The organism is Sporosarcina sp. P12(2017) (genome assembly GCF_002743035.1).
Classification (GTDB): domain Bacteria; phylum Bacillota; class Bacilli; order Bacillales_A; family Planococcaceae; genus Sporosarcina; species Sporosarcina ureae.
In genome coordinates, this window is sequence record NZ_PDYL01000008.1 from 46,104 (window position 1) to 66,366 (window position 20,263).

Sequence of the window (20,263 nt, forward strand, 5' to 3'; positions counted from 1 at the left end):
TCCCACTTGAAAAATACTATTCAATCCATCACGAAAAGGTATGAATTTTTCAGATATTATCAAGTATATAGAAGAACTCGGTTGAGTGAAATGCTTTATTAAAATAATTAAATTGGAAGATAGTTGCGACTATTGCAAGGAGGTTGAATAGTGTAAAAATAGGAGATAAAGCCAGCCAAGTATTGGGTAGGGAAGTGTACTAATTACAAAGCATCCACCATTTTCTTTCCTGGCGGCTTCTCGGTAGCAAATTGCATGCCGCCGCCACTGATTCAAGCATTAAAAATTAAGTAAGATAACTCTCTCCTTTGCCTGTAATGGTAAGGGAGAGAGTTCATGATAATAAGGAAATGAACTGTTAGGAAACAAATTTTATTTTGGTCGTTGTTCCTTAAATCCGCGCTTGAAAATTTCTTGTACATTATTGATGGTAACGTATGCATCTTCGTCTACCCGCTCTAAAATACGTCGCAACTGAACGATTTCTGTCTGGTTGATAATAATATATAAAATCGCTTGTTTCTCGAGCGTATAGCCGCCGCGACCGTCAAGAATCGTTACGCCTCTGCCCATTGTCGTGAGTAATTCATGTCGAATATCTTCTTGGTGTTTCGAAATGATCATCACGGCTTTTCTATCATCTGCGCCGTCTACTATTTTGTCAATTACTTTTGCACCCACATACACAGCAACGAGCGTAAACATTGCTTTTTCTTTACCGATAACAAAGGCTGACAATAAAATGACGGAAATATCAATAACTAGCACCGCTTTCCCAACACTCCAGCCAAGCCATTGCTGAAGCATCCGGGCAATAGTAGTCGCGCCGCCGGAAGTGCCGCCAACACGAAAGATCATTCCGAGACCCCCACCAACAAATAAACCGGCAAATAACGCGGCAAGCAATGTATCGCTGCCCAACTGTTCTCCCCAATTCTTCGTTAACTCAAGGAAAATGGATGAGAATATGATGGTGATGACAGTATAAATAATCGTTCGTTTACTGAAGAACCTATACCCGATCGCAACGAGTGCTAAGTTGATTACAAAACTGACAAGTCCAGGTGACCATTCGAATAAATAGTATGTAATGATGGTAATCCCGATGACGCCGCCTTCAGATAGCATATTCGGAATCGCAAAGTAGTTAATTCCAATTGCGAACATGAATGACCCTAAGATTAAAGCGGCATAATCAAGTAGTGTTCGTTGCATATAATCCCCTCTTTCCGAAATAGCGACATACTGTAGTATGCCGCTTCTGTGCTTCCCATGAAGTTTCTACTGTAAATGCACTATACCTGTTGGTCTCTCGATCAAAACATATAAATTAACTAGTTATGGTTGTTCCTTTAGATTTTCAGTCTACGTCAATAAAAATCCCTTTAATAACAGGCACATCCTCATCGTCTTTCCCCTCATACGTACCGTAAACGGAAACATCAAAGTCTTCCAAAATATCGGTACGCTCCCCTAGTCGGATATCTTTCACGTAAATGATTTCATCCGAGGATTTATCTGTTTTGTTTTGCACAGTTAGAGTTCCTTCATTAACAGCTGTCACGGTCCCAAGAAACTTCACTTTGGAATTGACGGGCACTTGATCATCAGCAAATGCAGCATACTCATGTTCTACCGTATCTGCTTTTAATCCCTCTTCTACTTCGTTACCTGCTTGTTCTACCGGAGCCGTCTCTTCTACTGGTTCCGTTGATTCAATCGATTCCTTCGATTCATCATTGCTACAAGCCGCTAATACAGCAGCAGTTATCATCATTGCAAATAATTTTTTCACGTAAAATCGCCTCCAATAGTAATCATAAGGAACTTTTGCAAAAAAGAAAACCTTTGTCTTAAATTAAAGTCAATAAAAAGATTGTGAGAATAGACTAGATTTAAAGGATCAATATAATTAGAAAGGATGGAGGAGTGAACAAGCTATTTACAAAATCTACCGTCGCGTTGGCAGTTTTAGTCATGATTTGGGGCATTAGTTGGCCGATTTATAAACTATCGATCGTGTATGCACCGCCACTATTATTTTCGGGTATGCGTGCGTTGCTAGGTGGTTGTTTGATTGTATTGCTGATGATAAAACTGCGTGACAGATTGCAATGGCGTCAGCATTGGCGAAAGTATGGTATTTCAGCTTTGTTCAACACCGTTCTGTTTTTTGGATTGCATACGATTGGACTACACTATTTGCCGGGCGGGTTATTCTCTGTACTTGTATACTTCCAGCCGGTCCTTCTCGGATTATTTGCTTGGATGTGGCTGGGAGAAAGTATGACTGCAACTAAAATAACGGGTCTGTTGATTGGGTTCATCGGAATAACTGTAGTTAGTGTGGAACATTTCACTACCCAGATTTCCATACTCGGCGTCATATTAGGTGTGCTGACAGCTTTCTTTTGGGCAATTGGCGTTGCATATGTGAAGAAAGTAAGTGAGGAAGTCGATGCATATTGGATGGTGGCGATGCAATTTACTATAGGGGGTGTAGTGCTGCTTGTACTCAGTGCCGTTACAGAGAGCTGGTCTGCGATAGAGTGGCATCCTATGTATCTTTTTGGACTTGGATTCGGTGCAACAATGGGTATTCCGGTTGCCTATATCATTTATTACTCGCTCATTCGTGCGGGAGAGGCAAGTAAGGTGGCGGTCTTTACCTTTTTAGTGCCTGTTATTTCGGTGTTCATCAGTACGGTGTTTGTCGGTGAGCCGATGACGCATACGTTGTGGGTGGGCTTGTTACTCGTTGTTGTCAGTATCTGTTTTGTCAATTACCACAAGAAGGAAACTATTCATGCGGATGGATACAAATAGTAAGGAGTGATGAAGAGTTACTATCCTAATAATCCGCGTGTCATAAAATAATCAAAAGCTTACGTGAAATATTTGCTTCGTGCAGAGGTGGTTCATACGGCGAGCTGTATAGTTGAAATGCAACCTGTTGAATTCTTAGACACCGTCTTTCGTCTTTTAAAATAGGAAGTATAGTACAATGTAATTGAAAATATGTCTTCTATAACAGTTCTTAGAGGGAGATGGCTATCATTTCGGCGGAAAAGGAAACAGAGATTATTGATGAACTAATGGAACAAATTGTTTCAAAGACCTTCACATATGGACAAAGATTACCTTCTGAAAATATTTTGGCGAAAAAATACAATGTACCCAGGATGACTGCAAGAAATGCATTAACCAAGTTGGAAGAACGGGGTTTTATTTATTCCAAACAAGGCAAAGGACGGTTTCTAAAAGAGCAGGCGATACAAATTCAGCTGTCTCTAACTGCAGGGACGAGCTTTACTGAAAAGATGAAGGCATTAGGGTATGAGTTAGAAACGCGCACGATAAATTGTGAACAAATTCCTTACGATGAACATACGTATCACGTATTAGAAACGAAGAAATCAGACGCTATCTACAAAATTGGAAGATTGCGTTTGATTGACGGTGAGCCGATCGCTATTCATTATTCTTTTGTTAGCGAAACGACCATACCGCGCATTAAAAAAGATGGCTTCAAAATCCAATCGATGTTTGCCTATTATCGGAAACTCGGCTATGGAGAATTTAACAGTCGCAAATCTCTACTAAGCATCACATTTCCAACTGCTGGTGAGCAACAGTTGTTATCTTGCAAAAGTATGGTCCCGCTCATTATGGTTGAAAGCGACTGTGTAGACCAGAAAACTGGTAAGGTGCTTGAATATACTAAAGTGCTATATCGCAGTGATAAGTTCAAATATGATATTACGATGAATTCATAAACAAGCAAGGGTCTCTCATCCTTGCTTGTTTTTTTATGTTCAATTGTAAAGAGTGTTTACAATATACTAACCGTATCTTAAAACACACCAACTTGGCGACAAGTTACTATTAAATTATAGAAAAGGAGGGAGCACATATGAAAAGAAGAAGAAGAACTGAAATTCTTATTCAAGATAATGGTCATCTTGCTAAAACATTTGCGGAAACCATCACGGAATCATATGAATGTCGTGAAATTACAGCGCCTCAATATGGAATGACGATGATCAAAATGCGTGAAACAGCTAAGAATTCCTTATTCTATATGGGTGAAGTCCTAGTTACGGAAGCAAAAGTGGAGATTGCCAATCGCATCGGCATCGGCATTGTCACGGGGATGGAAGAGGAGCTCGCTAAGCATTTGGCAATCATCGATGCAGCGTATAAAGCCGATTTGCCGGAAACGTTTCTATGGGAACCCCAGTTGATCGCTGCTGAGGATGAAATCAGGAAAGCGAAAACAAGACGACAGGCAGAGTTAATCGGTACAAAAGTTAATTTTGAAACGATGGAAATATAATTACTTACTAGAAACAAAGTGGACAGGAGAGAGAATATGGCGATTGATCAAGTACATGATTTGCAATATGTCTATCGTAAATTACTGCATAGTATGTCGCGGCCAGGCACAATTTCATCCATTACTGAACCGGTGAACCGAATGGATTATTCTATTCCTTGCAGTGAAGCTTTACTTTTAACTGCAATGGCATTATTGGATGGAGAAGTCACTTTCCATATTGTATCTGATGAACGCCAGGAGCTAATAGAAAAGATATCGGAATATACTTCTGCTAAATATGCATCCATTCATGAAGCGGATTTTGTCATAGTCCTTCGCGAAGATAAAGAGCAAGAAATACGACACGCTTTGGAACAGTGTAAAGTCGGTTCTCTTATTGATCCACAGCAATCTTCCACTTGGCTCATTGAAAGTTCTGTATTAGAAAATGATGGTGAAATCGTATTAAAAGGTCCGGGAATTCAATCAGAAGTGTCCTTACAAACAGGGTTTCCAGTGACGTTATGGCAAGCTAGAAATCAGCGGACGAACGAATTTCCGATGGGAATCGACTTAATTTTTATCGATCAAGCTTCACAAATTGCTTGCGTACCTAGAACGACAGCAGTTGCACATAAGGAGGTGGGATAAGTGGGGTATGTTCCTGTAAAAGGAGGTACTCAGGCGATAGATGCTTCTATCAAACGAGTGAAGTTCGAACGGCTCAAAGGGCAAGCGATTCTGGAAATTGAAACTGTTTTGTCGACGATGAGAGCTTTGGTCGATCAAGTTATGTCGGAAAGTAGTTTATATTCTCCGCAATTAGCGGCATTGGCCATCAAGCAGGCGGAGGGAAGTATGGAAGAAGCAGTATTCCTTATGCGAGCTCACCGATCCACATTGCCAAGATTGTATTACAGCGAGTCAGTCGAGACAGATGCAATGTTTGTAGAAAGAAGAATTTCTGCGAGCTTTAAAGATATACCAGGCGGTCAATTACTGGGTGCCACGTATGACTACACACATCGTCTTCTAGATTTTAATTTAATCAATGAAAAAAGGGCGGATAATACGCAGTGGTTGCAGAGCTATGCCGAAGAACTTCAAGAGGTGAAATTGGAAGAAACGGTTGAACGCTATCCGAAAGTTGTAGAGTACCTTCGTAAAGAAGGGTTGTTTGAACAATATGAAATGGACAATACAGAACCTGAAGATATTACAAAACAAAACTTGGAGTTTCCGGCGAGCCGTAGCGCGAGATTACAAGTCCTGACCCGCGGACAAACAGGTGCATTGACTTCTTTGGCATATGCCTCCTTGCGCGGATATGGAGAAGTCCATCCGACTGTAGGTGAAGTACGCGTAGGTTCGCTGCCAATTTACGTTAAGCATCCTAACGAAGAAGACGGTTCAGAGGACGAAGAGTTTTATATCGGAGACATTCAAGTAACGGAAGTAGAATCGTTTGTGCCCGTCAATGTGAAAAATGAAAACAATGAAGAAGAACTGGAATTTGAGATTGGATATGGAATTTGTTATGGACAAAATGAAACCAAGACGATTGCCATGAGTATTCTCGATCAGTGCCTAGAACATCTAACTGATGAATTTCCAACACATGATGAAGAATTTGTACTGCTTCACATTGATTCAGTGGAATCTAGTGGATTTATTTCCCACTTGAAGCTACCGCATTACGTGACATTCCAATCTAAATTAGACAGTATACGGCAAGTGAAGAAAGGGGTGCAGGTCAATGAAAGCTAACACGCATTTTGCTTTTTTCGATGAAGGTTCAAAAAAGGAAATACGTCGCGCTACTTTAAAAGCCGTAGCGATTCCAGGCTATCAAGTGCCGTTTGCTTCAAGGGAAATGCCCATTGCACGAGGCTGGGGAACAGGTGGATTGCAGCTTACACTTTCCCTTATAGGACAAACAGATGTGCTAAAAGTGATTGACCAAGGCTCCGATGAATCTGTCAATGCAGTGAGTATAAAAAAGCTAGTCCAAGATACAACGGGCGTTCAACTGACAGAGTGTACAGAAGAAGCGGATATCATTCAATCAAGGCACCGGATTCCGGAATGTTCATTGACGAAAGAGCAAATTCTTGTGTTACAAGTTCCGATACCAGAGCCGTTGCGTGCCATTGAAGAAAGGGAATATATGACAAAGATGATGCATGCGGAAGATGATTATAGTGGTGCTTGGCTGATGTTGTTTGAGCAAATTATGAAGTTCGGAAAAACGGCGACAACTGCTGATCATCCCGTATCCGTTCACGATCGTTATGTAATGGCACCAAGTCCAATTCCTAGATTCGACAATTCGAAAATGGATCATTCTGAAGCCTTGATCCTTCTCGGAGCAGGTAGGGAAAAGAAAATTTATGCTGTACCGCCCTATACATCCGTCAAATCGTTAGCTTTTGAAGATTATCCATTTACTGTTGAATCATTTGAAGGAGCTCATTGTCATTTGTGTGGAGCAGTAGATGTTTTCCTGGATGAACTCATAGATCACGAAGAGGGTGAAACGATTTATCAGTGCAACGATTCGGCTTATTGTATAGAACAATTAAACAAACAAGAGAAAGTCGAGGTGGAAAGCACGTATGCATGAAACACCGATTTTACGGGTTGAGAATTTGTGTAAGCAATATGGTACGGGTTGTCAAGAATGCCAAGATAAAGAGCGAAATAGTGTAGAGAAAAATTACTGCAAAGCTTGTGGAACAGTCTTTGCCGTGCGGGATATCTCTTTAGATCTTTATCGTGGAGAAATTTTAGGGATTGTTGGAGAAAGTGGAAGTGGCAAATCGACGATGATGCAGTGCTTGTATTTTGATACAGACATCACATCTGGAGCTGCGTACATTAACCGACCAGGGAAAGAATATAAAAATGTTTTTGAATTGTCTTCTCAGCAAAAGCGTATGATTCGAAATCATGATTATGGCATGGTATATCAAAATCCAGTTCATGGACTGAAAATGAACTTTTCATCGATTGGAAACATAGCGGAAAAACTAATTGCGGCTGGAAATCGGAATGTGTCGGATATGGAGGCAACAGGGAAAAGATTGCTTACGAATGTTCAAATTCCGTTGCATCGTATGAAAGAAGAACCTGAAAAGTTTTCGGGGGGGATGCAGCAGCGCGTGCAAATTGCGAAAGCGTTATCGAATAACCCACCTATTTTATTTTTGGATGAAGTTACGACTGGACTAGATTTGTCGGTGCAAGCAAATGTCCTAGATTTAATCAAGAAAATTCAAAGAGAACTACAAATCAGCATGATCGTGGTGTCACATGATTTGGCAGTGATTCGGATGCTGGCGGACCGTACTATTGTTATGTTAAACGGCGAAATAATTGAAGAAGGTTTGACGGATCAAGTATTGGAAGACCCACAACATGCGTATACACAACAATTAGTGTACTCATTACTATAGGAGGAACTGCTGACATGTATGTAATCCACAATGGGAATATCATAACAGAAAACGAAATTCTTGAAGGCTTTGCAGTTGTTGTAGAAGGGGAATTTATTCAAGATATTATCCCGCAGGAAGACGTAATGAGATTTCCTGAAGCTAACCGGATTGATGCCGGCGGCGGACTTATTTCTCCAGGGTTTATTGATATTCATTCTGATTATATTGAAACAATTGCATCACCAAGACCTTCTTGCATGATGGATTTCGATATAAGTTTGCGAGAGGCTGAAAAAGTATTGATCAGTCACGGGATTACCACTATGTTTCACTCACTGTCCTTTTATGGGGAAGACGTCTTTACACAGAAAACGATGCACCATCCAAAGAATATCCAGCGTATGATCGATGCCATCCATTCAACACATGGGGATTTACACTTGATACGTCATCGTTTACATGCGCGATTTGAGATTGACAATATGGATGGCGTGGCGAGTCTTGTGCAGAATATCGAAGATGACAAAGTTCATTTGCTTTCTTTTATGGACCATACACCGGGACAAGGGCAGTATCGAAATTTAGAAGTGTATCGTGAAACATTGAAAGGATATCGGGATCTATCAGATTCAGACATCAATGTGCTGATCGCTGAAAGACAAACTACAGAGTCTCTAACGACTGAAAACATGAAGGAAATTGCAGAGATTGCTACGAAAAAAGGCATTGCCATTGCCTCTCATGATGATGATAATGTACAGAAGCTAGAATTAGTGAAAACATTTGGTACGACGATTAGTGAATTTCCGATTACGTTGGAAGTTGCGAAGAGAGCGAAAGAACTTGGTTTGCATACAATTGCAGGAGCTCCCAATGTGTTACTCGGAGGTTCGCATTCGGGCAATTTATCTGCAACAGAAGCAATTGATCATGGCTGTATTGATATTTTATGCAGTGACTATTATCCTGCGGGGCTGTTGCATGCGGTCTTTGCATTACATGAACAATATGGAAATGATCTGCACCAAATGTTCATGATGGTTACGTTGAATCCGGCGAAGGCAGTCCGAATAGATGACGAATTGGGATCGATTAAAATTGGAAAGAAAGCCGACCTACTAATCATTGAGAGAATGGATGACGGCTATCCTATGTTGACGACAACAATAGTAAACGGAATGCTGACCACAAAAACTAATTATCGCACAAACTAATGTAATCGGAGAGGAGCATCATCGTGATGTCTATACTGGAAATCGCCGGATTCGGAAAACGTTTCACTATTCATCATTTAGACAAAACCATGCCAGCTACAGAAAACATTCATTTTTCCTTAGAAGCGGGTGAGTTTATTGGCATTGTAGGAAAAAGTGGAAGTGGGAAATCAACGATCTTAAAAAGTATTTATCGTACGTATTTACCGGATGAAGGTAAGATCCTATACGACTCGCAGCGCTTTGGGCTTGTAGATTTATCTCAAGTGAGCGATCGACAAATGCTGTACTTGCGTAAATACGAAATTGGTTATGTATCTCAATTTTTAAATGTTATGCCTAGGACAACCTGCCGACAGCTAGTGACCAATGCGTTGTTGGAGATGGGGGAATCTGAAATAACAGCCAATGTTGAAACTGAAAAAACGTTAGCTCATTTCGAACTGGATCCTAAGCTATGGGACAGTTATCCAAATACCTTCTCGGGCGGCGAAAAACTACGCTTGAACATTGCCATGGCTACTGTGAAAAAACCTAGACTATTATTGCTTGATGAGCCGACTGCTAGTTTAGATCAGCAATCAAAAGTAAGAGTTCGTGAAATGATAGAAAAACTGAAGAACAATGGGACAACGCTCGTAGGGATTTTCCATGATATAGAGTTCATGGAAGGGTTATGTGACAAAGTATTCGACATGAAGGCGAAAAAAATCGTGCTGGACAATAAGGTGGGTGTTGGTTCTGAAAGCTGATCTACATGTTCATAGTCACTATTCAGATGGCTCGGATTCGGTTTCTACTGTTTTTCAAAAGGCGGCACAGGCCGGCTTAACACATATCAGTTTTGTCGATCATGATACGGTAACCGGCTGGGAGGAAATCCGAACTGTAAGTGAGGATTTCGGCATCATAGCACTACCCGGCGTTGAAATATCAGCATATGACTTCCAGCGGCAACGAAAAGTACATGTGCTTGGCTACAACTATGATCCCACTGCAATACATATCCAATCGATTTGCCAACCATTGCTAGAGAGAAGGCACGCTCACTCGCTTTGGCAAATAGAACAAATAGTGAGGGCCGGTTATGTGCTTGATGAGGACAGAGTCCTTGAATCTGCGAAACCTTCTGGAACGATTTACAAACAACATATTATGAAAGAGCTGACAGAAGATCCTTTTACTTCAGTTGCCTATCAACAATTGTACAAAGAGTTATTTAAAGGACAGGGCGTCGCTTCAGGAGATATAGAATACATCGATGTGTACGATGCGGTGGAAGCCATTAAAGCTGACGGCGGATTGGCTGTAGTTGCGCATCCAGGACAGCTGGATTCATATGATTTGATCGTTGAATTGGTGGAAGCTGGACTTGACGGTATTGAACGCAATCACTTTGATCATACAGCCGAAGATAGTAGACGAGTTGAAGAACTGGCCGAACAGTATCATCTGTTGATGACAGGTGGTACAGACTATCACGGTGTATTTGGGAAAGAAATTGATATTGGTGATATTGTGAGTCCTTCCGATTTTTAATAGATGGATAAAAGTGATGTAAAGAGTCTGTGAAGAACCTGTAAATACCCACATTGCGCTATCTTTCTGTGTTTCAATAAAATTGACTAATCAGTTGATGAGGAGTGAACTTGTTGAAGAAATTGAATACGATCTTTGGAATACTTGCGTCAGTCACCTTGCTACTGTCTGCGTGTTCAAGTGGCCAAGCGGGAGCGGAAAAAACAGAAGTGGATGACGTCATCAGTATTGTCTGGTATCCCAATGAATCAGGAAATGACATGAAAACTGCACGAGATGAAATTGGAAAAGCCATTGAGGAAACAACCGGGAAATCGGTAGAGCACAAGTTGACGACTGATTATGCAATCGCAATTGAAACTATGGTGAATAATAACGCGGATCTCGCCTACATGGGTGCGCAAGGGTATGTTCAAGCTAATAAAGGAAATGAAGCAAATAAGCCGTTAGTAGTTTCCACTGGCCCTTCTGGTACATTAGATGACGCCTTATATTATAGTTGGCTTGCAGTTGACGTAGAGGATCAAGAAACCTTTAAAGTAAACGGTGAATTCTCCTTAGATACAGTTGCGGAGAAAAGCATTTCATTTGTTTCAAATAGCTCAACTTCAGGATTTGTCATTCCTTCCTCCACGATAATCGATCATTTTGCTAACAACAAGAAATATGGAGAATTGAATGCCGAAGATCTAATGGAGGGTGGCCCTCTATTTTCACAAGTCTTGTTCGGTAATTCCCATCAAGGTTCAGCAGTGAATGTATTGAATGGCAGTACAGACGTGGCGGCTTTTTGTGATACGTGTGTTGAATCCTATGTAGACGTAGTAGAAGGCGAAGAGAATGAAGTTGGATCAGTATATAAAGTGAAAAAAGATGCAGCGGAACCATTTAATCGTGTAGCAGGCAAGGAATTCACTCTGATGGAAGTAACGCCTGTACTTAACGCTCCATTTGTTGCGAATACAAATGTTCTTGGTCAAGAAGACTTTGATAAATTACAAACACTATTCACATCAGATGAGTTTGCCGATAACGAAGAAATTTTCGTCCCGAAAGATTCTAATGCAGCAGGCTTATTCTTTAAAACGGAAGAAGAGCGTTTTGTGCCAGTTGAAGACGCCTGGTTTACCCCGGTCCGAAATCTTTTTAATGAATAGGTGAGTTCAGTCAGAGCGTGCATGTAATTGTACGCTTTGATTGTATATATATTCGAATAAAAGAGGAGCGAGAAAATATGTCTTTATTAACAGTACAACAACTTGGGAAATCATATAACAATCAAAATAAAGTCTTGAAGAACGTAAACTTTGAAGTGGATGCTGGTGAATTTATTTCCATTATTGGCCCTTCAGGCGCGGGAAAGTCTACCTTACTTCGATGCATCAATCGAATGGTTGATATTGATGAAGGTGCGGTAATCTTTGATGGAGCAGATGTAGGGACGTTGAACAAAAAGGAATTACGAAAGTTACGAACGGATATTGGTATGGTTTTTCAGCATTATAATTTGGTGCCAAGATTATCTGTCATTGAAAATGTTCTGCATGGTCGATTTGGTTACAAAACGACATTGCAGGGAGTTATGGGTAGATTTACTGAGGAAGAAAAAGAGCGAGCATTTTCCTTATTGGAAAAACTGGGGATTGTTGAACAAGCCTATAAGCGCTGTGATCAACTAAGTGGTGGACAGCAACAGCGAGTGGGAATTGCACGTGCGTTGATCCAAGAACCTAAAATTGTTTTATGCGATGAACCTATCGCTTCTCTTGATCCGAATGCCTCCAAAATTATCATGGATCATTTAAAGTCCATTACGATGGAACTTGGGATTACATGCATCGTGAATCTGCATCAAGTGGAGGTGGCACGTGATTATTCGGATCGTATTATAGGGCTCAGGCAAGGACAAGTGGTCTTTGATGATGTGAGTCATCGCTTGACGAGGGAACGTACGGATGTCATTTACGGCACCAAGACAAAGCCCGTGCCAGTAGTAAGAGAACTAGCAACGGTATGAGGAGCTAACTATTGTGAATGAAAATAGAATGCGATACAAGAAAAACCAACAGATGATAGTAGTGGTCCTTCTTCTTGCGTTAGTAACGTATCTGTCATCCGTGCTCACCGACTTTAATATTTTACATGGACTCGCGACATTACCAGAAGCTTTTGTTTGGATATTTTCCAACTTGGTAGTCACTGAGGCATCACTTGAACGTATGCCAACCATTCTAGACAAATTAGTTGAAACGATCCTCATGTCTATTGCGGCAACAACAACAGCTACTATTCTTTCACTTTTCTTGGGAGTGATGGGCTCAAAATCGGTGGGGACGAGCAATTTACTTGGCATCTTGGCGAGGTTTATAGCATCTCTTTCAAGGAATATTCCCGTCGTAGCCTGGGCTTTGATTTTACTACTATCGTTTGGGCAGAACTCTTTAACAGGGTATCTCGCTTTATTCGTTGGTTCAGTCGGTTTTCTAACTCGGGCTTTCATTGAGGTCATTGACGAGTCGAGTCAAAGTGCGGTAGAAGCGTTACAAGCAACAGGTGCAACATATATCCAAATTATAATGAAAGCAGTCATTCCCGAGTGTTTACCGCAAATGATTAGTTGGATACTGTTTATGATTGAAACCAATATACGCAATGCTACGCTAGTAGGAATCTTGACAGGGACAGGGATCGGCTACACATTTGACTTGTATTATAAAACACTCAACTATCACGGGGTGGCGTTAGTTACTGTCAGTATCGTCGTGGCTGTCATCCTCATTGAACTACTTTCAAACCATGTACGGAGGGTGATTCTCTAATGCAAGCGACAACACATATGAAACGACGGAGTGATGGTCGTATTAGCATAAAGTCGGGCAATGAAGTACAGCTAATCATGCAGTTAACCATCCTCATTCTAACCGTACTGACTGTCTTAGCATTCCTGTTCTTTGACTATACAGGGCTCGACATTCAACGAGCTATAAAGGAAACAGCTTATAATTTACGGGTTATGTTTTTAGAACCTGCCCTCAGTCATTTCGGTTGGGGAGAAGCCTTCTATCAAGTGGGTATTACGCTTGGACTCGCCTTTTTATCTACGATTCTAGGAGCGGTTCTTTCGTTTTTTCTAGCACTAACTGCAGCGACTAATTTGACCAATGAATGGATCACCAAAATAGTTCGCATCTTCTTGGCCTTTATCCGTGCAGTCCCAACGGTTTTATGGGTTTTGATCTTTGCTATTGCGGCTGGATTAGGGAGTGAAGCTGCAGTGCTAGGTATGCTGTTTCATTCTATTGCGTATTTAGTAAAAGCTTTTTCTGAAGCGTTTGAGGAAGTGGACAAAGGAATTATCGAGGCGTTAAGGGCTACGGGCGCGGGTTGGTGGCACATTGTAGTACATGCCATACTTCCTTCGACATTTACATATCTTATGTCCTGGACTTTTCTGCGGTTTGAAATTAACTTTGCGGTAGCAGTTGCAATGGGAGCGGCAGCCGGAGCCGGGGGGATCGGTTTCGAGCTGTTTATGGCCTCGAGCTTCTACTTTGATTTGCGTGAAGTAGGAATGATTACATATATGATCCTAGTACTGGCGATCATACTGGAGGTCATATCGACATTGTTGAAAAACCGCTATTTTCCTGCAAGTATAAAAAATTGAGTTTGCTGCTCCATGCAAATGGAAGAGGAGTAGTAATTAGAATGATTTGTAAACTAAAGACCAACTCATTTGGAGTTGGTCTTTAGTTTATTTTTATTCCGTGATTATAGTTACTATCTAAATTGTTGATTCTATTGCTTTGCCTTTATAGCGCATCGATCGCTTCTCTAATCGGTGTAGAGCCACCAATGACTTGGAACTCTTTGCCGATCGTTGAATCGTTTTCTAAACAAGCGAAAATGACTTCTGCGATATCATCTCGTGGTACTTCGTTTGGTTCGACAGTATTCGCGGCTTTTACTTTGCCTGTTCCTTTGTCGTTTGTTAAAGCACCTGGATGAATCATCGTATAGTCTAGATCAGTCGAACGTAACCATTCATCTGCGTAGTGTTTTGCTACAACGTACGGAGCAAATGATTCTGACGCTTCCTGGATTGCTTTGCGTGTTGTGTCGTACGAACTAATCATGATGAAACGTTTAACGTCGGCTTTCTCCGCTGCTTGTATAGTTTTGATAGCGCCGTCGAGGTCAATCATCATAGTTTTATCTGGACCGGTTTTTGGGCCGGAGCCGGCTGTGAAAACGATAGCGTCTACACCATCTGCTGCTTTTACGATGTCTTCTACTTCGCCTTCAAGATCTACAAGCACGGTTTCCGCACCGATTTTCTCGAAATGTTCTGCTTGTTCTTGCTTACGGATCATTGCTTTTGCTTCAAGTGTGTTGCTATCTTGAATCAATGATACTAACTGTTTCCCGATCTGACCGTTTGCACCTACAACTAAAACTTTCATTTATTTCATCCTTTCAATATATAAATATAATAAATATTCCTTCTTACTGTACCCGTAATATCCAAGTCCAAAACTGTACATTGCTTTCCTGGTTGCTATAATACGTGTACGATTACTTATTTTATTAGGAGCAAAATAATGAATGCAAAATTAATGTGGCGCCATGTATATCAATCAGAAGCGGCAAGAATTGCATTTATTGCAATCTTGACAGCTCTTACCGGTGAATTGAAAGTGATGCCGTTTGACGGAGAAATGTTCCGTTTTGCGTTAGGCGGTATATTGTTCTTTTTACTGATTCTTATTTATCCACCTGCTTCCATTTTGCGCACAGGATTCGTTACGGCAGTTACCGTAGTAGTATTTCGCGTAACGAAAGAGATGTGGCTTGGTGCTGAGTTGTTTGAGAGTTTACAGATGCATGTACCCGTCTTTTTATTTTACTTTATCGTGGCGGTCGGCTGGCACTTCGTAGGTCTTGAAAAGTATAAATCTTTACCACTTCGACTGGGTGCATTAGCTTTCTTATTTGAAGTAGTGAGCAACACATCCGAGCATGCACTGCGTAATTGGTGGCAACATGGTTCACTACTTAATGGTAAAGAGTGGGGCATTCTAGTTGGGGTGGCACTATTGCGTAGTTTCTTCACGGTGGGGTTATATAGTTCTGTGGCGTTATCAAAAGAGAAGCAGCGTGTAGAAGAGATGCTTGGTGTGGGTTCAGAGCTATATGCGGAAGCACTGTATTTACAAAAATCCATGAACCATATAGAACAGATCACCGCGTCAAGTCATGACTTGTACCGCAAGCTTAAAAAAGAGAAACAACGGGAACTTAGCACCCAAGCGTTGCATATAGCGCAGGAAATCCACGAAGTGAAAAAAGATTCCCAACGAATTTTGGCGGGATTATCAAAGTGGACTACGCGGCAACAAGTAGAGGCATTTTATCTATCTGATTTACTCGACATGGTCGTCACTGCGAATGAAAAGTACAGTGATATGATCGGTAAGGAATGCACGGTGGAAAAAACAATTGATGGGGACTTCCAAACAGGACAGCATGTACCTTTGCTTGCTGTGTTGAACAATTTGACGGCAAACGCGGTAGAAGCTATTGAAGAAAAAGGTCATGTACACATTACAGTCGAGAGGGATGGAGCGTGGGTGCGTTTTAGTGTGTGTGATACAGGAAAAGGAATTCCTTTTGAACATGAAGACGTAATATTTGAACCAGGATATACGACGAAATTTACGGATCAAGGAACAGCAGCAACAGGTATCGGGTTATCGCATGTATGTACAATTATCGATGCGATGCAAGGTGCAATTGCTGTAGAGCGCCTAGATAATGGACTGAATGTACTAGTGGAAATCCCTATGGAATCCATTATGAAGGAGATAGAAGCATGAGATATTTTATCGTAGATGATGACAAAGCAAGCCGTGTGATGCTAAAAAATATTCTAGTAGAGCAAGAAGGGATTGTAATTGGCGAGGCTGACAGTGGAGTGAAAGCTATTCCTCAAATTCTATCCTTAGCACCAGACGTCGTATTGATCGATTTATTGATGCCAGAACTCGATGGGATCGAAACGATTCAACAGTTGAAATCGCAAGGCTACTGCGGACAATTCATTATGCTAAGCCAAGTAGTTAACAAAGAAATGGTTGGCGAAGCCTATCAAGTGGGCGTCGAATTCTTCATACATAAGCCGATCAATCAAATTGAAGTACAGAGCATCGTGCGACGTACAGCGGAACAGTTACGTCTGAAAAACTCCTTATTGACGATTCGGGAATCACTGGCGCAATTCGGTTCTGTTGAACAACCTAAAGTGCAACAATCGGTGAAAGATATAGTTCTAAAGAAGCTGCATGACATGGGAATCTTCAGTGACAGCGCGAGTCGCGACATCGTAGCCATCATGGAAGTCTTGAACGAGCAGAGAGCTGTACAACTACCGCCTTTAAAGGGGCTGTATGAATCCGCGTTGACCAAACTGGGTGTGCCAGATGGGGACATCTCCAAAGAAAGCAAGGCGATGGAGCAGAGAATCCGTCGATCAATCCTTACCGCAATGGAACATTTGGCATCACTTGGCGCAGTGGATTATACAATCGATGAATTCGAGTACTATGCACCACGCTTCTTTGATTTCCAGGAGATTAGTATGAGAATGAAACAGATTCAAGAAGAAAGTTTTGATATCAGACCTGTCAAAGTGAACAGTAAGAAGTTTCTGCATGTGTTATATATGGAGACAATGGAAGAACGGAAATAATTATTGTAGGATGTTGTAGAATTTTGTAGGGTCCCCGTAAGATATGAATAAGTTACTGAAAGAAAGCGTTTTCAGAGAACGTCAAAGGGGGATTATCGATGAAAAAGATATTTAAATTGTCTTTGGCTTACCAAATATTAATTGGATTGGTTTTAGGTATTGCAGTCGGTGCAATCTTCTATGGTAATCCTAATGTAGAGAGATACTTACAGCCAATCGGCACGATGTTCATCAATATGATTAAAATGATTGTAGTACCTATTATTATTTCAACGCTAGTAATCGGAGTAGCAGGTACAGGTGATATTAAGAAATTAGGTAAACTTGGCGGTAAAACGCTTTTATATTTTGAAATTGTAACAACGATTGCGATTATTGTGGGACTTATGTCAGCTAATATTTTCAAGCCGGGTGAAGGCATCGATATGTCTTCTCTTGAAAAGGGTGACATCTCGCAATACGTAGAAACGACAGAAGAAGTGCAGAATGGCGGCTTCATGGATGTATTAGTCGGCATCGTACCAAGTAATATCGTAGACTCGATGGCGAATGGCGATATGTTGCCAATCATTTTCTTCTCTGTGTTATTCGGTTTAGGTGTAGCTGCAATCGGAGAGCGCGGCAAACCGGTTCTGGAAGTTTTCCGAGGAGTCGCAGACGCGATGTTCTGGGTAACGAATATGATCATGAAATTTGCACCGTTTGGCGTATTCGCGTTAATTGGTGTAACGGTATCTAAATTCGGTTTGGAATCACTCATTCCGATGGGTAAATTAATGGTTCTTGTATATGCCACGATGATATTCTTCATCATCGTTGTGTTAGGTGGGATCGCGAAGATGGTCGGCGTGAACATCTTCCACTTCATGAAGATCTTGAAAGACGAATTAATTCTAGCATTTTCAACATCCAGTTCGGAAACGGTGTTGCCGAAAGTAATGGAGAAAATGGAAAAGTTTGGAAGTCCGAAAGACATCGTATCTTTCGTGGTACCGACAGGTTATTCGTTTAACCTAGATGGATCTACACTTTACCAAGCATTGGCGGCCATGTTCATTGCACAAATGTATGGAATTCAGTTGAGTATTACGGAACAAATCACATTGGTATTAGTGCTGATGATTACCTCTAAAGGAATTGCGGGCGTACCTGGCGTTTCATTCGTCGTGTTACTTGCGACACTTGGAACAGTAGGCATTCCGCTTGAAGGCTTGGCGTTTATCGCGGGTATCGACCGTTTGCTGGATATGGCACGTACGGTAGTTAACGTAATCGGAAACGCTCTTGCAACCGTAGTTTTGTCGAAGTGGGAAGGTCGCTTCGGTGAGGAAACAGTGAAGACAGAAAGCGAACCTCAATATGTCTTTGCAGAAGAGAAATTAGTTTAATTGAACGCTGTCCTCTTAATTGAGGACAGTTTTTTTACGGAGACAGACAGGCATAGTGACGACATTCAATTGTAGGAATGCTTGATTTGTTATATGATTAGCAGTATGGAATAACAAGAGTGCGGTTTTTACTAAGGAGGAAATGAAGTAATGAGCAATCAGCAAAATGATTTTACGAAGTGGTATATCGATACGATTCAGAAAGCAGATTTGATGGATTATACACCAGTGCGTGGATGTATCGCGTTTAAACCAGACGGCTATGAAATCTGGGAGCATATTCAGGATGAAATGAATCGTCGTTTTAAAGAAACAGGTCACCGTAATGCCTATTTCCCAATGCTAATTCCAGAGTCATTTTTCGAAAAAGAAAAAGATCATATCGAAGGATTCTCTCCAGAATTGCCATGGGTGACAGAAGCAGCGGGCGAGAAATTGGAAGAACGTTTGGCGCTACGTCCGACGTCTGAAACGATGATTGGTCATTTGTATTCTGACTGGATCAAGAGCTATCGTGATCTTCCAGTACTAATCAACCAGTGGGCAAACGTATTCCGCTGGGAGAAAAAGACGCTACCATTCATTCGGACATCAGAATTTTTATGGCAAGAAGGACATACTGCACACGTAGATGAAGAAGAAGCGCGCCATGAAACGATGCAGATGCTGGAAATTTACAAAGAAGTCGTAGAGGACTTATTAGCGATTCCTGTATATGACGGACAGAAAACGCCTTCTGAGCGCTTTGCGGGAGCAGTTGATACGTTCTCGATTGAAGCGATGATGAAAGATGGTAAAGCGGTACAAGCTGGAACTTCACATTATCTTGGAACAAAGTTTGCGGAAGCATTTGATATTAAATATTTAACAAAAGAAAATAAGCACCAGTTCGTGCATACGACATCATGGGGAACGTCAACACGCTTGATCGGTTCCGTTATTATGGTACATGGCGACGAGCAAGGTCTTGTATTGCCTCCGCGCGTTGCACCGACACAAGTCGTGCTAATCCCAGTTGGACCTTGGAAGAAGAATCCGGCGATTATGGAAAAGCTAGACGAGATCTACGCTGAATTAAAATCTAAAGGCATTCGTGTCCGTTTGGATGATTCGGATCAGTCTCCAGGCTTCAAGTTTAACGAGTACGAATTAAAAGGTGTTCCGGTACGTCTAGAGCTTGGACCACGTGATCTTGACAACAATCAAGCATTGATGAAAGCGCGTGACGGCGGTGAGAAAGTAGCAGTTGATCTGACTGAAGCTGTGGCTAGCATTGAGCAAGAACTACAGACGATGCAGAAGCGTTTGCTTGAAAATGCGCGTACGTTCCGTGACGAACATTCCCATACGAATATCGATACGTTAGATGAGTTGAAGAAGCATATTGAAGATAGTGCGACCAACGAAGTAACTCCAGGTTGGATCCTTGCAGGCTGGTGTGGCGATGACGCATGTGAAGAACATGTCAAAGATGAAACGAAATTTACGACACGTAATATTCCATTCAACCCACCAGCAGAGAAATCCGCTTGTATTAACTGTGGAAATGAATCGAAGCATACAGTTTGGTTTGCAAGAGCTTACTAATAGAGAAATCAAAAGCTGTCCCACGAAGTTTT

At 41.4% G+C, this 20,263-nt stretch carries 21 protein-coding genes; 18 read left to right on the forward strand and 3 right to left on the reverse strand.

Annotation, left to right across the window (positions count from 1 at the left end; all coding sequences use genetic code 11):
• Positions 1 to 372: 372 nt before the first annotated feature.
• Positions 373 to 1,215 carry a YitT family protein gene (locus CSV80_RS07985; protein ID WP_029054007.1) on the reverse strand — a complete coding sequence of 281 codons (843 nt, stop codon included), beginning with the start codon at positions 1,213 to 1,215 and terminating at the stop codon, positions 373 to 375.
• A gap of 145 nt (positions 1,216 to 1,360) precedes the next feature.
• Entirely contained in the window at positions 1,361 to 1,795 is a 435-nt protein-coding gene (locus tag CSV80_RS07990) for a PQQ-binding-like beta-propeller repeat protein (RefSeq protein WP_099670390.1), read from the reverse strand.
• Between the two features lie 134 nt (positions 1,796 to 1,929).
• Between CSV80_RS07990 and CSV80_RS07995 the strand changes: the two genes are divergently transcribed.
• From CSV80_RS07995 to CSV80_RS08060, 14 genes are all read left to right on the forward strand, one after another.
• Positions 1,930 to 2,826: a DMT family transporter gene (locus CSV80_RS07995; protein WP_099670391.1), complete on the forward strand. Its 897-nt coding sequence runs from the start codon at positions 1,930 to 1,932 to the stop codon at positions 2,824 to 2,826.
• A gap of 221 nt (positions 2,827 to 3,047) precedes the next feature.
• Positions 3,048 to 3,776: a GntR family transcriptional regulator gene (locus tag CSV80_RS08000; RefSeq protein WP_199083949.1), complete on the forward strand. Its 729-nt coding sequence runs from the start codon at positions 3,048 to 3,050 to the stop codon at positions 3,774 to 3,776.
• Positions 3,777 to 3,913: 137 nt separating this feature from the next.
• Positions 3,914 to 4,336: a phosphonate C-P lyase system protein PhnG gene (gene phnG, locus CSV80_RS08005; protein WP_099670392.1), complete on the forward strand. Its 423-nt coding sequence runs from the start codon at positions 3,914 to 3,916 to the stop codon at positions 4,334 to 4,336.
• A gap of 36 nt (positions 4,337 to 4,372) precedes the next feature.
• Positions 4,373 to 4,969, forward strand: a complete 597-nt coding sequence (phnH, locus tag CSV80_RS08010) for a phosphonate C-P lyase system protein PhnH (protein WP_099670393.1) — start codon at positions 4,373 to 4,375, stop codon at positions 4,967 to 4,969.
• Complete coding sequence (locus CSV80_RS08015; protein WP_099670394.1) at positions 4,970 to 6,085, forward strand: carbon-phosphorus lyase complex subunit PhnI; 1,116 nt, start codon at positions 4,970 to 4,972, stop codon at positions 6,083 to 6,085.
• Entirely contained in the window at positions 6,075 to 6,941 is an 867-nt protein-coding gene (locus tag CSV80_RS08020; protein WP_099670395.1) for an alpha-D-ribose 1-methylphosphonate 5-phosphate C-P-lyase PhnJ, read from the forward strand. The genes CSV80_RS08015 and CSV80_RS08020 overlap by 11 nt, the downstream gene beginning before the upstream one ends.
• Entirely contained in the window at positions 6,934 to 7,773 is an 840-nt protein-coding gene (locus CSV80_RS08025) for an ATP-binding cassette domain-containing protein (protein ID WP_099670396.1), read from the forward strand. The genes CSV80_RS08020 and CSV80_RS08025 overlap by 8 nt, the downstream gene beginning before the upstream one ends.
• A 14-nt stretch (positions 7,774 to 7,787) precedes the next feature.
• Positions 7,788 to 8,969, forward strand: a complete 1,182-nt coding sequence (phnM, locus tag CSV80_RS08030) for a phosphonate metabolism protein PhnM (RefSeq protein WP_099670397.1) — start codon at positions 7,788 to 7,790, stop codon at positions 8,967 to 8,969.
• Between the two features lie 26 nt (positions 8,970 to 8,995).
• On the forward strand, positions 8,996 to 9,721 hold the full coding sequence (locus CSV80_RS08035) for a phosphonate C-P lyase system protein PhnL (protein WP_029053997.1): 726 nt from the start codon (positions 8,996 to 8,998) through the stop codon (positions 9,719 to 9,721).
• Entirely contained in the window at positions 9,711 to 10,508 is a 798-nt protein-coding gene (locus CSV80_RS08040) for a PHP domain-containing protein (RefSeq protein ID WP_099670501.1), read from the forward strand. The genes CSV80_RS08035 and CSV80_RS08040 overlap by 11 nt, the downstream gene beginning before the upstream one ends.
• Before the next feature lie 113 nt (positions 10,509 to 10,621).
• Complete coding sequence (locus tag CSV80_RS08045; protein ID WP_369802811.1) at positions 10,622 to 11,665, forward strand: PhnD/SsuA/transferrin family substrate-binding protein; 1,044 nt, start codon at positions 10,622 to 10,624, stop codon at positions 11,663 to 11,665.
• A gap of 77 nt (positions 11,666 to 11,742) precedes the next feature.
• Positions 11,743 to 12,525 (forward strand): phosphonate ABC transporter ATP-binding protein, encoded by a 783-nt coding sequence (phnC, locus tag CSV80_RS08050; RefSeq protein WP_099670399.1) that lies wholly within the window; start codon positions 11,743 to 11,745, stop codon positions 12,523 to 12,525.
• 13 nt (positions 12,526 to 12,538) lie between these two features.
• Positions 12,539 to 13,327, forward strand: a complete 789-nt coding sequence (gene phnE / locus CSV80_RS08055; protein ID WP_099670400.1) for a phosphonate ABC transporter, permease protein PhnE — start codon at positions 12,539 to 12,541, stop codon at positions 13,325 to 13,327.
• A complete protein-coding gene (locus CSV80_RS08060; RefSeq protein WP_099670401.1) occupies positions 13,327 to 14,175 on the forward strand; it encodes an ABC transporter permease subunit in 849 nt (282 codons plus the stop codon). The genes phnE and CSV80_RS08060 overlap by 1 nt, the downstream gene beginning before the upstream one ends.
• A 145-nt stretch (positions 14,176 to 14,320) precedes the next feature.
• Here the strand turns inward: CSV80_RS08060 and CSV80_RS08065 are convergent, their stop codons facing one another.
• The gene (locus CSV80_RS08065; protein WP_029053991.1) at positions 14,321 to 14,971 is read right to left on the reverse strand and encodes an SDR family oxidoreductase; all 651 of its coding nucleotides are present in this window, start codon (positions 14,969 to 14,971) and stop codon (positions 14,321 to 14,323) included.
• A gap of 138 nt (positions 14,972 to 15,109) precedes the next feature.
• Here CSV80_RS08065 and CSV80_RS08070 point away from each other — a divergent pair, with 138 nt between their 5' ends.
• The 4 genes from CSV80_RS08070 to proS all read left to right on the forward strand — a co-directional run bounded on the left by CSV80_RS08070 (position 15,110) and on the right by proS (position 20,231).
• A complete protein-coding gene (locus CSV80_RS08070; RefSeq protein ID WP_099670402.1) occupies positions 15,110 to 16,384 on the forward strand; it encodes a sensor histidine kinase in 1,275 nt (424 codons plus the stop codon).
• The gene (locus tag CSV80_RS08075) at positions 16,381 to 17,256 is read left to right on the forward strand and encodes a response regulator (RefSeq protein ID WP_099670403.1); all 876 of its coding nucleotides are present in this window, start codon (positions 16,381 to 16,383) and stop codon (positions 17,254 to 17,256) included. Before CSV80_RS08070 ends, CSV80_RS08075 begins: the two co-directional genes overlap by 4 nt.
• Before the next feature lie 98 nt (positions 17,257 to 17,354).
• On the forward strand, positions 17,355 to 18,644 hold the full coding sequence (locus tag CSV80_RS08080) for a cation:dicarboxylate symporter family transporter (protein ID WP_099670404.1): 1,290 nt from the start codon (positions 17,355 to 17,357) through the stop codon (positions 18,642 to 18,644).
• 150 nt (positions 18,645 to 18,794) lie between these two features.
• The gene (gene proS / locus CSV80_RS08085; protein WP_099670405.1) at positions 18,795 to 20,231 is read left to right on the forward strand and encodes a proline--tRNA ligase; all 1,437 of its coding nucleotides are present in this window, start codon (positions 18,795 to 18,797) and stop codon (positions 20,229 to 20,231) included.
• Positions 20,232 to 20,263: the final 32 nt, after the last annotated feature.

What these genes read in the sequence shown, in the direction of transcription:
- phnM (WP_099670397.1), top strand. Translation starts at nt 7,788, where the DNA reads ATGTATGTAATCCACAATGGGAATATCATAACAGAAAACGAAATTCTT.
- CSV80_RS07985 (WP_029054007.1), bottom strand. Translation starts at nt 1,215, where the DNA reads ATGCAACGAACACTACTTGATTATGCCGCTTTAATCTTAGGGTCATTC.
- CSV80_RS08020 (WP_099670395.1), top strand. Translation starts at nt 6,075, where the DNA reads ATGAAAGCTAACACGCATTTTGCTTTTTTCGATGAAGGTTCAAAAAAG.
- phnG (WP_099670392.1), top strand. Translation starts at nt 3,914, where the DNA reads ATGAAAAGAAGAAGAAGAACTGAAATTCTTATTCAAGATAATGGTCAT.
- CSV80_RS08065 (WP_029053991.1), bottom strand. Translation starts at nt 14,971, where the DNA reads ATGAAAGTTTTAGTTGTAGGTGCAAACGGTCAGATCGGGAAACAGTTA.
- CSV80_RS08075 (WP_099670403.1), top strand. Translation starts at nt 16,381, where the DNA reads ATGAGATATTTTATCGTAGATGATGACAAAGCAAGCCGTGTGATGCTA.
- CSV80_RS08025 (WP_099670396.1), top strand. Translation starts at nt 6,934, where the DNA reads ATGCATGAAACACCGATTTTACGGGTTGAGAATTTGTGTAAGCAATAT.
- CSV80_RS08035 (WP_029053997.1), top strand. Translation starts at nt 8,996, where the DNA reads ATGTCTATACTGGAAATCGCCGGATTCGGAAAACGTTTCACTATTCAT.
- proS (WP_099670405.1), top strand. Translation starts at nt 18,795, where the DNA reads ATGAGCAATCAGCAAAATGATTTTACGAAGTGGTATATCGATACGATT.
- CSV80_RS08060 (WP_099670401.1), top strand. Translation starts at nt 13,327, where the DNA reads ATGCAAGCGACAACACATATGAAACGACGGAGTGATGGTCGTATTAGC.
- CSV80_RS08070 (WP_099670402.1), top strand. Translation starts at nt 15,110, where the DNA reads ATGAATGCAAAATTAATGTGGCGCCATGTATATCAATCAGAAGCGGCA.
- phnH (WP_099670393.1), top strand. Translation starts at nt 4,373, where the DNA reads ATGGCGATTGATCAAGTACATGATTTGCAATATGTCTATCGTAAATTA.
- CSV80_RS08000 (WP_199083949.1), top strand. Translation starts at nt 3,048, where the DNA reads ATGGCTATCATTTCGGCGGAAAAGGAAACAGAGATTATTGATGAACTA.
- phnC (WP_099670399.1), top strand. Translation starts at nt 11,743, where the DNA reads ATGTCTTTATTAACAGTACAACAACTTGGGAAATCATATAACAATCAA.
- CSV80_RS08080 (WP_099670404.1), top strand. Translation starts at nt 17,355, where the DNA reads ATGAAAAAGATATTTAAATTGTCTTTGGCTTACCAAATATTAATTGGA.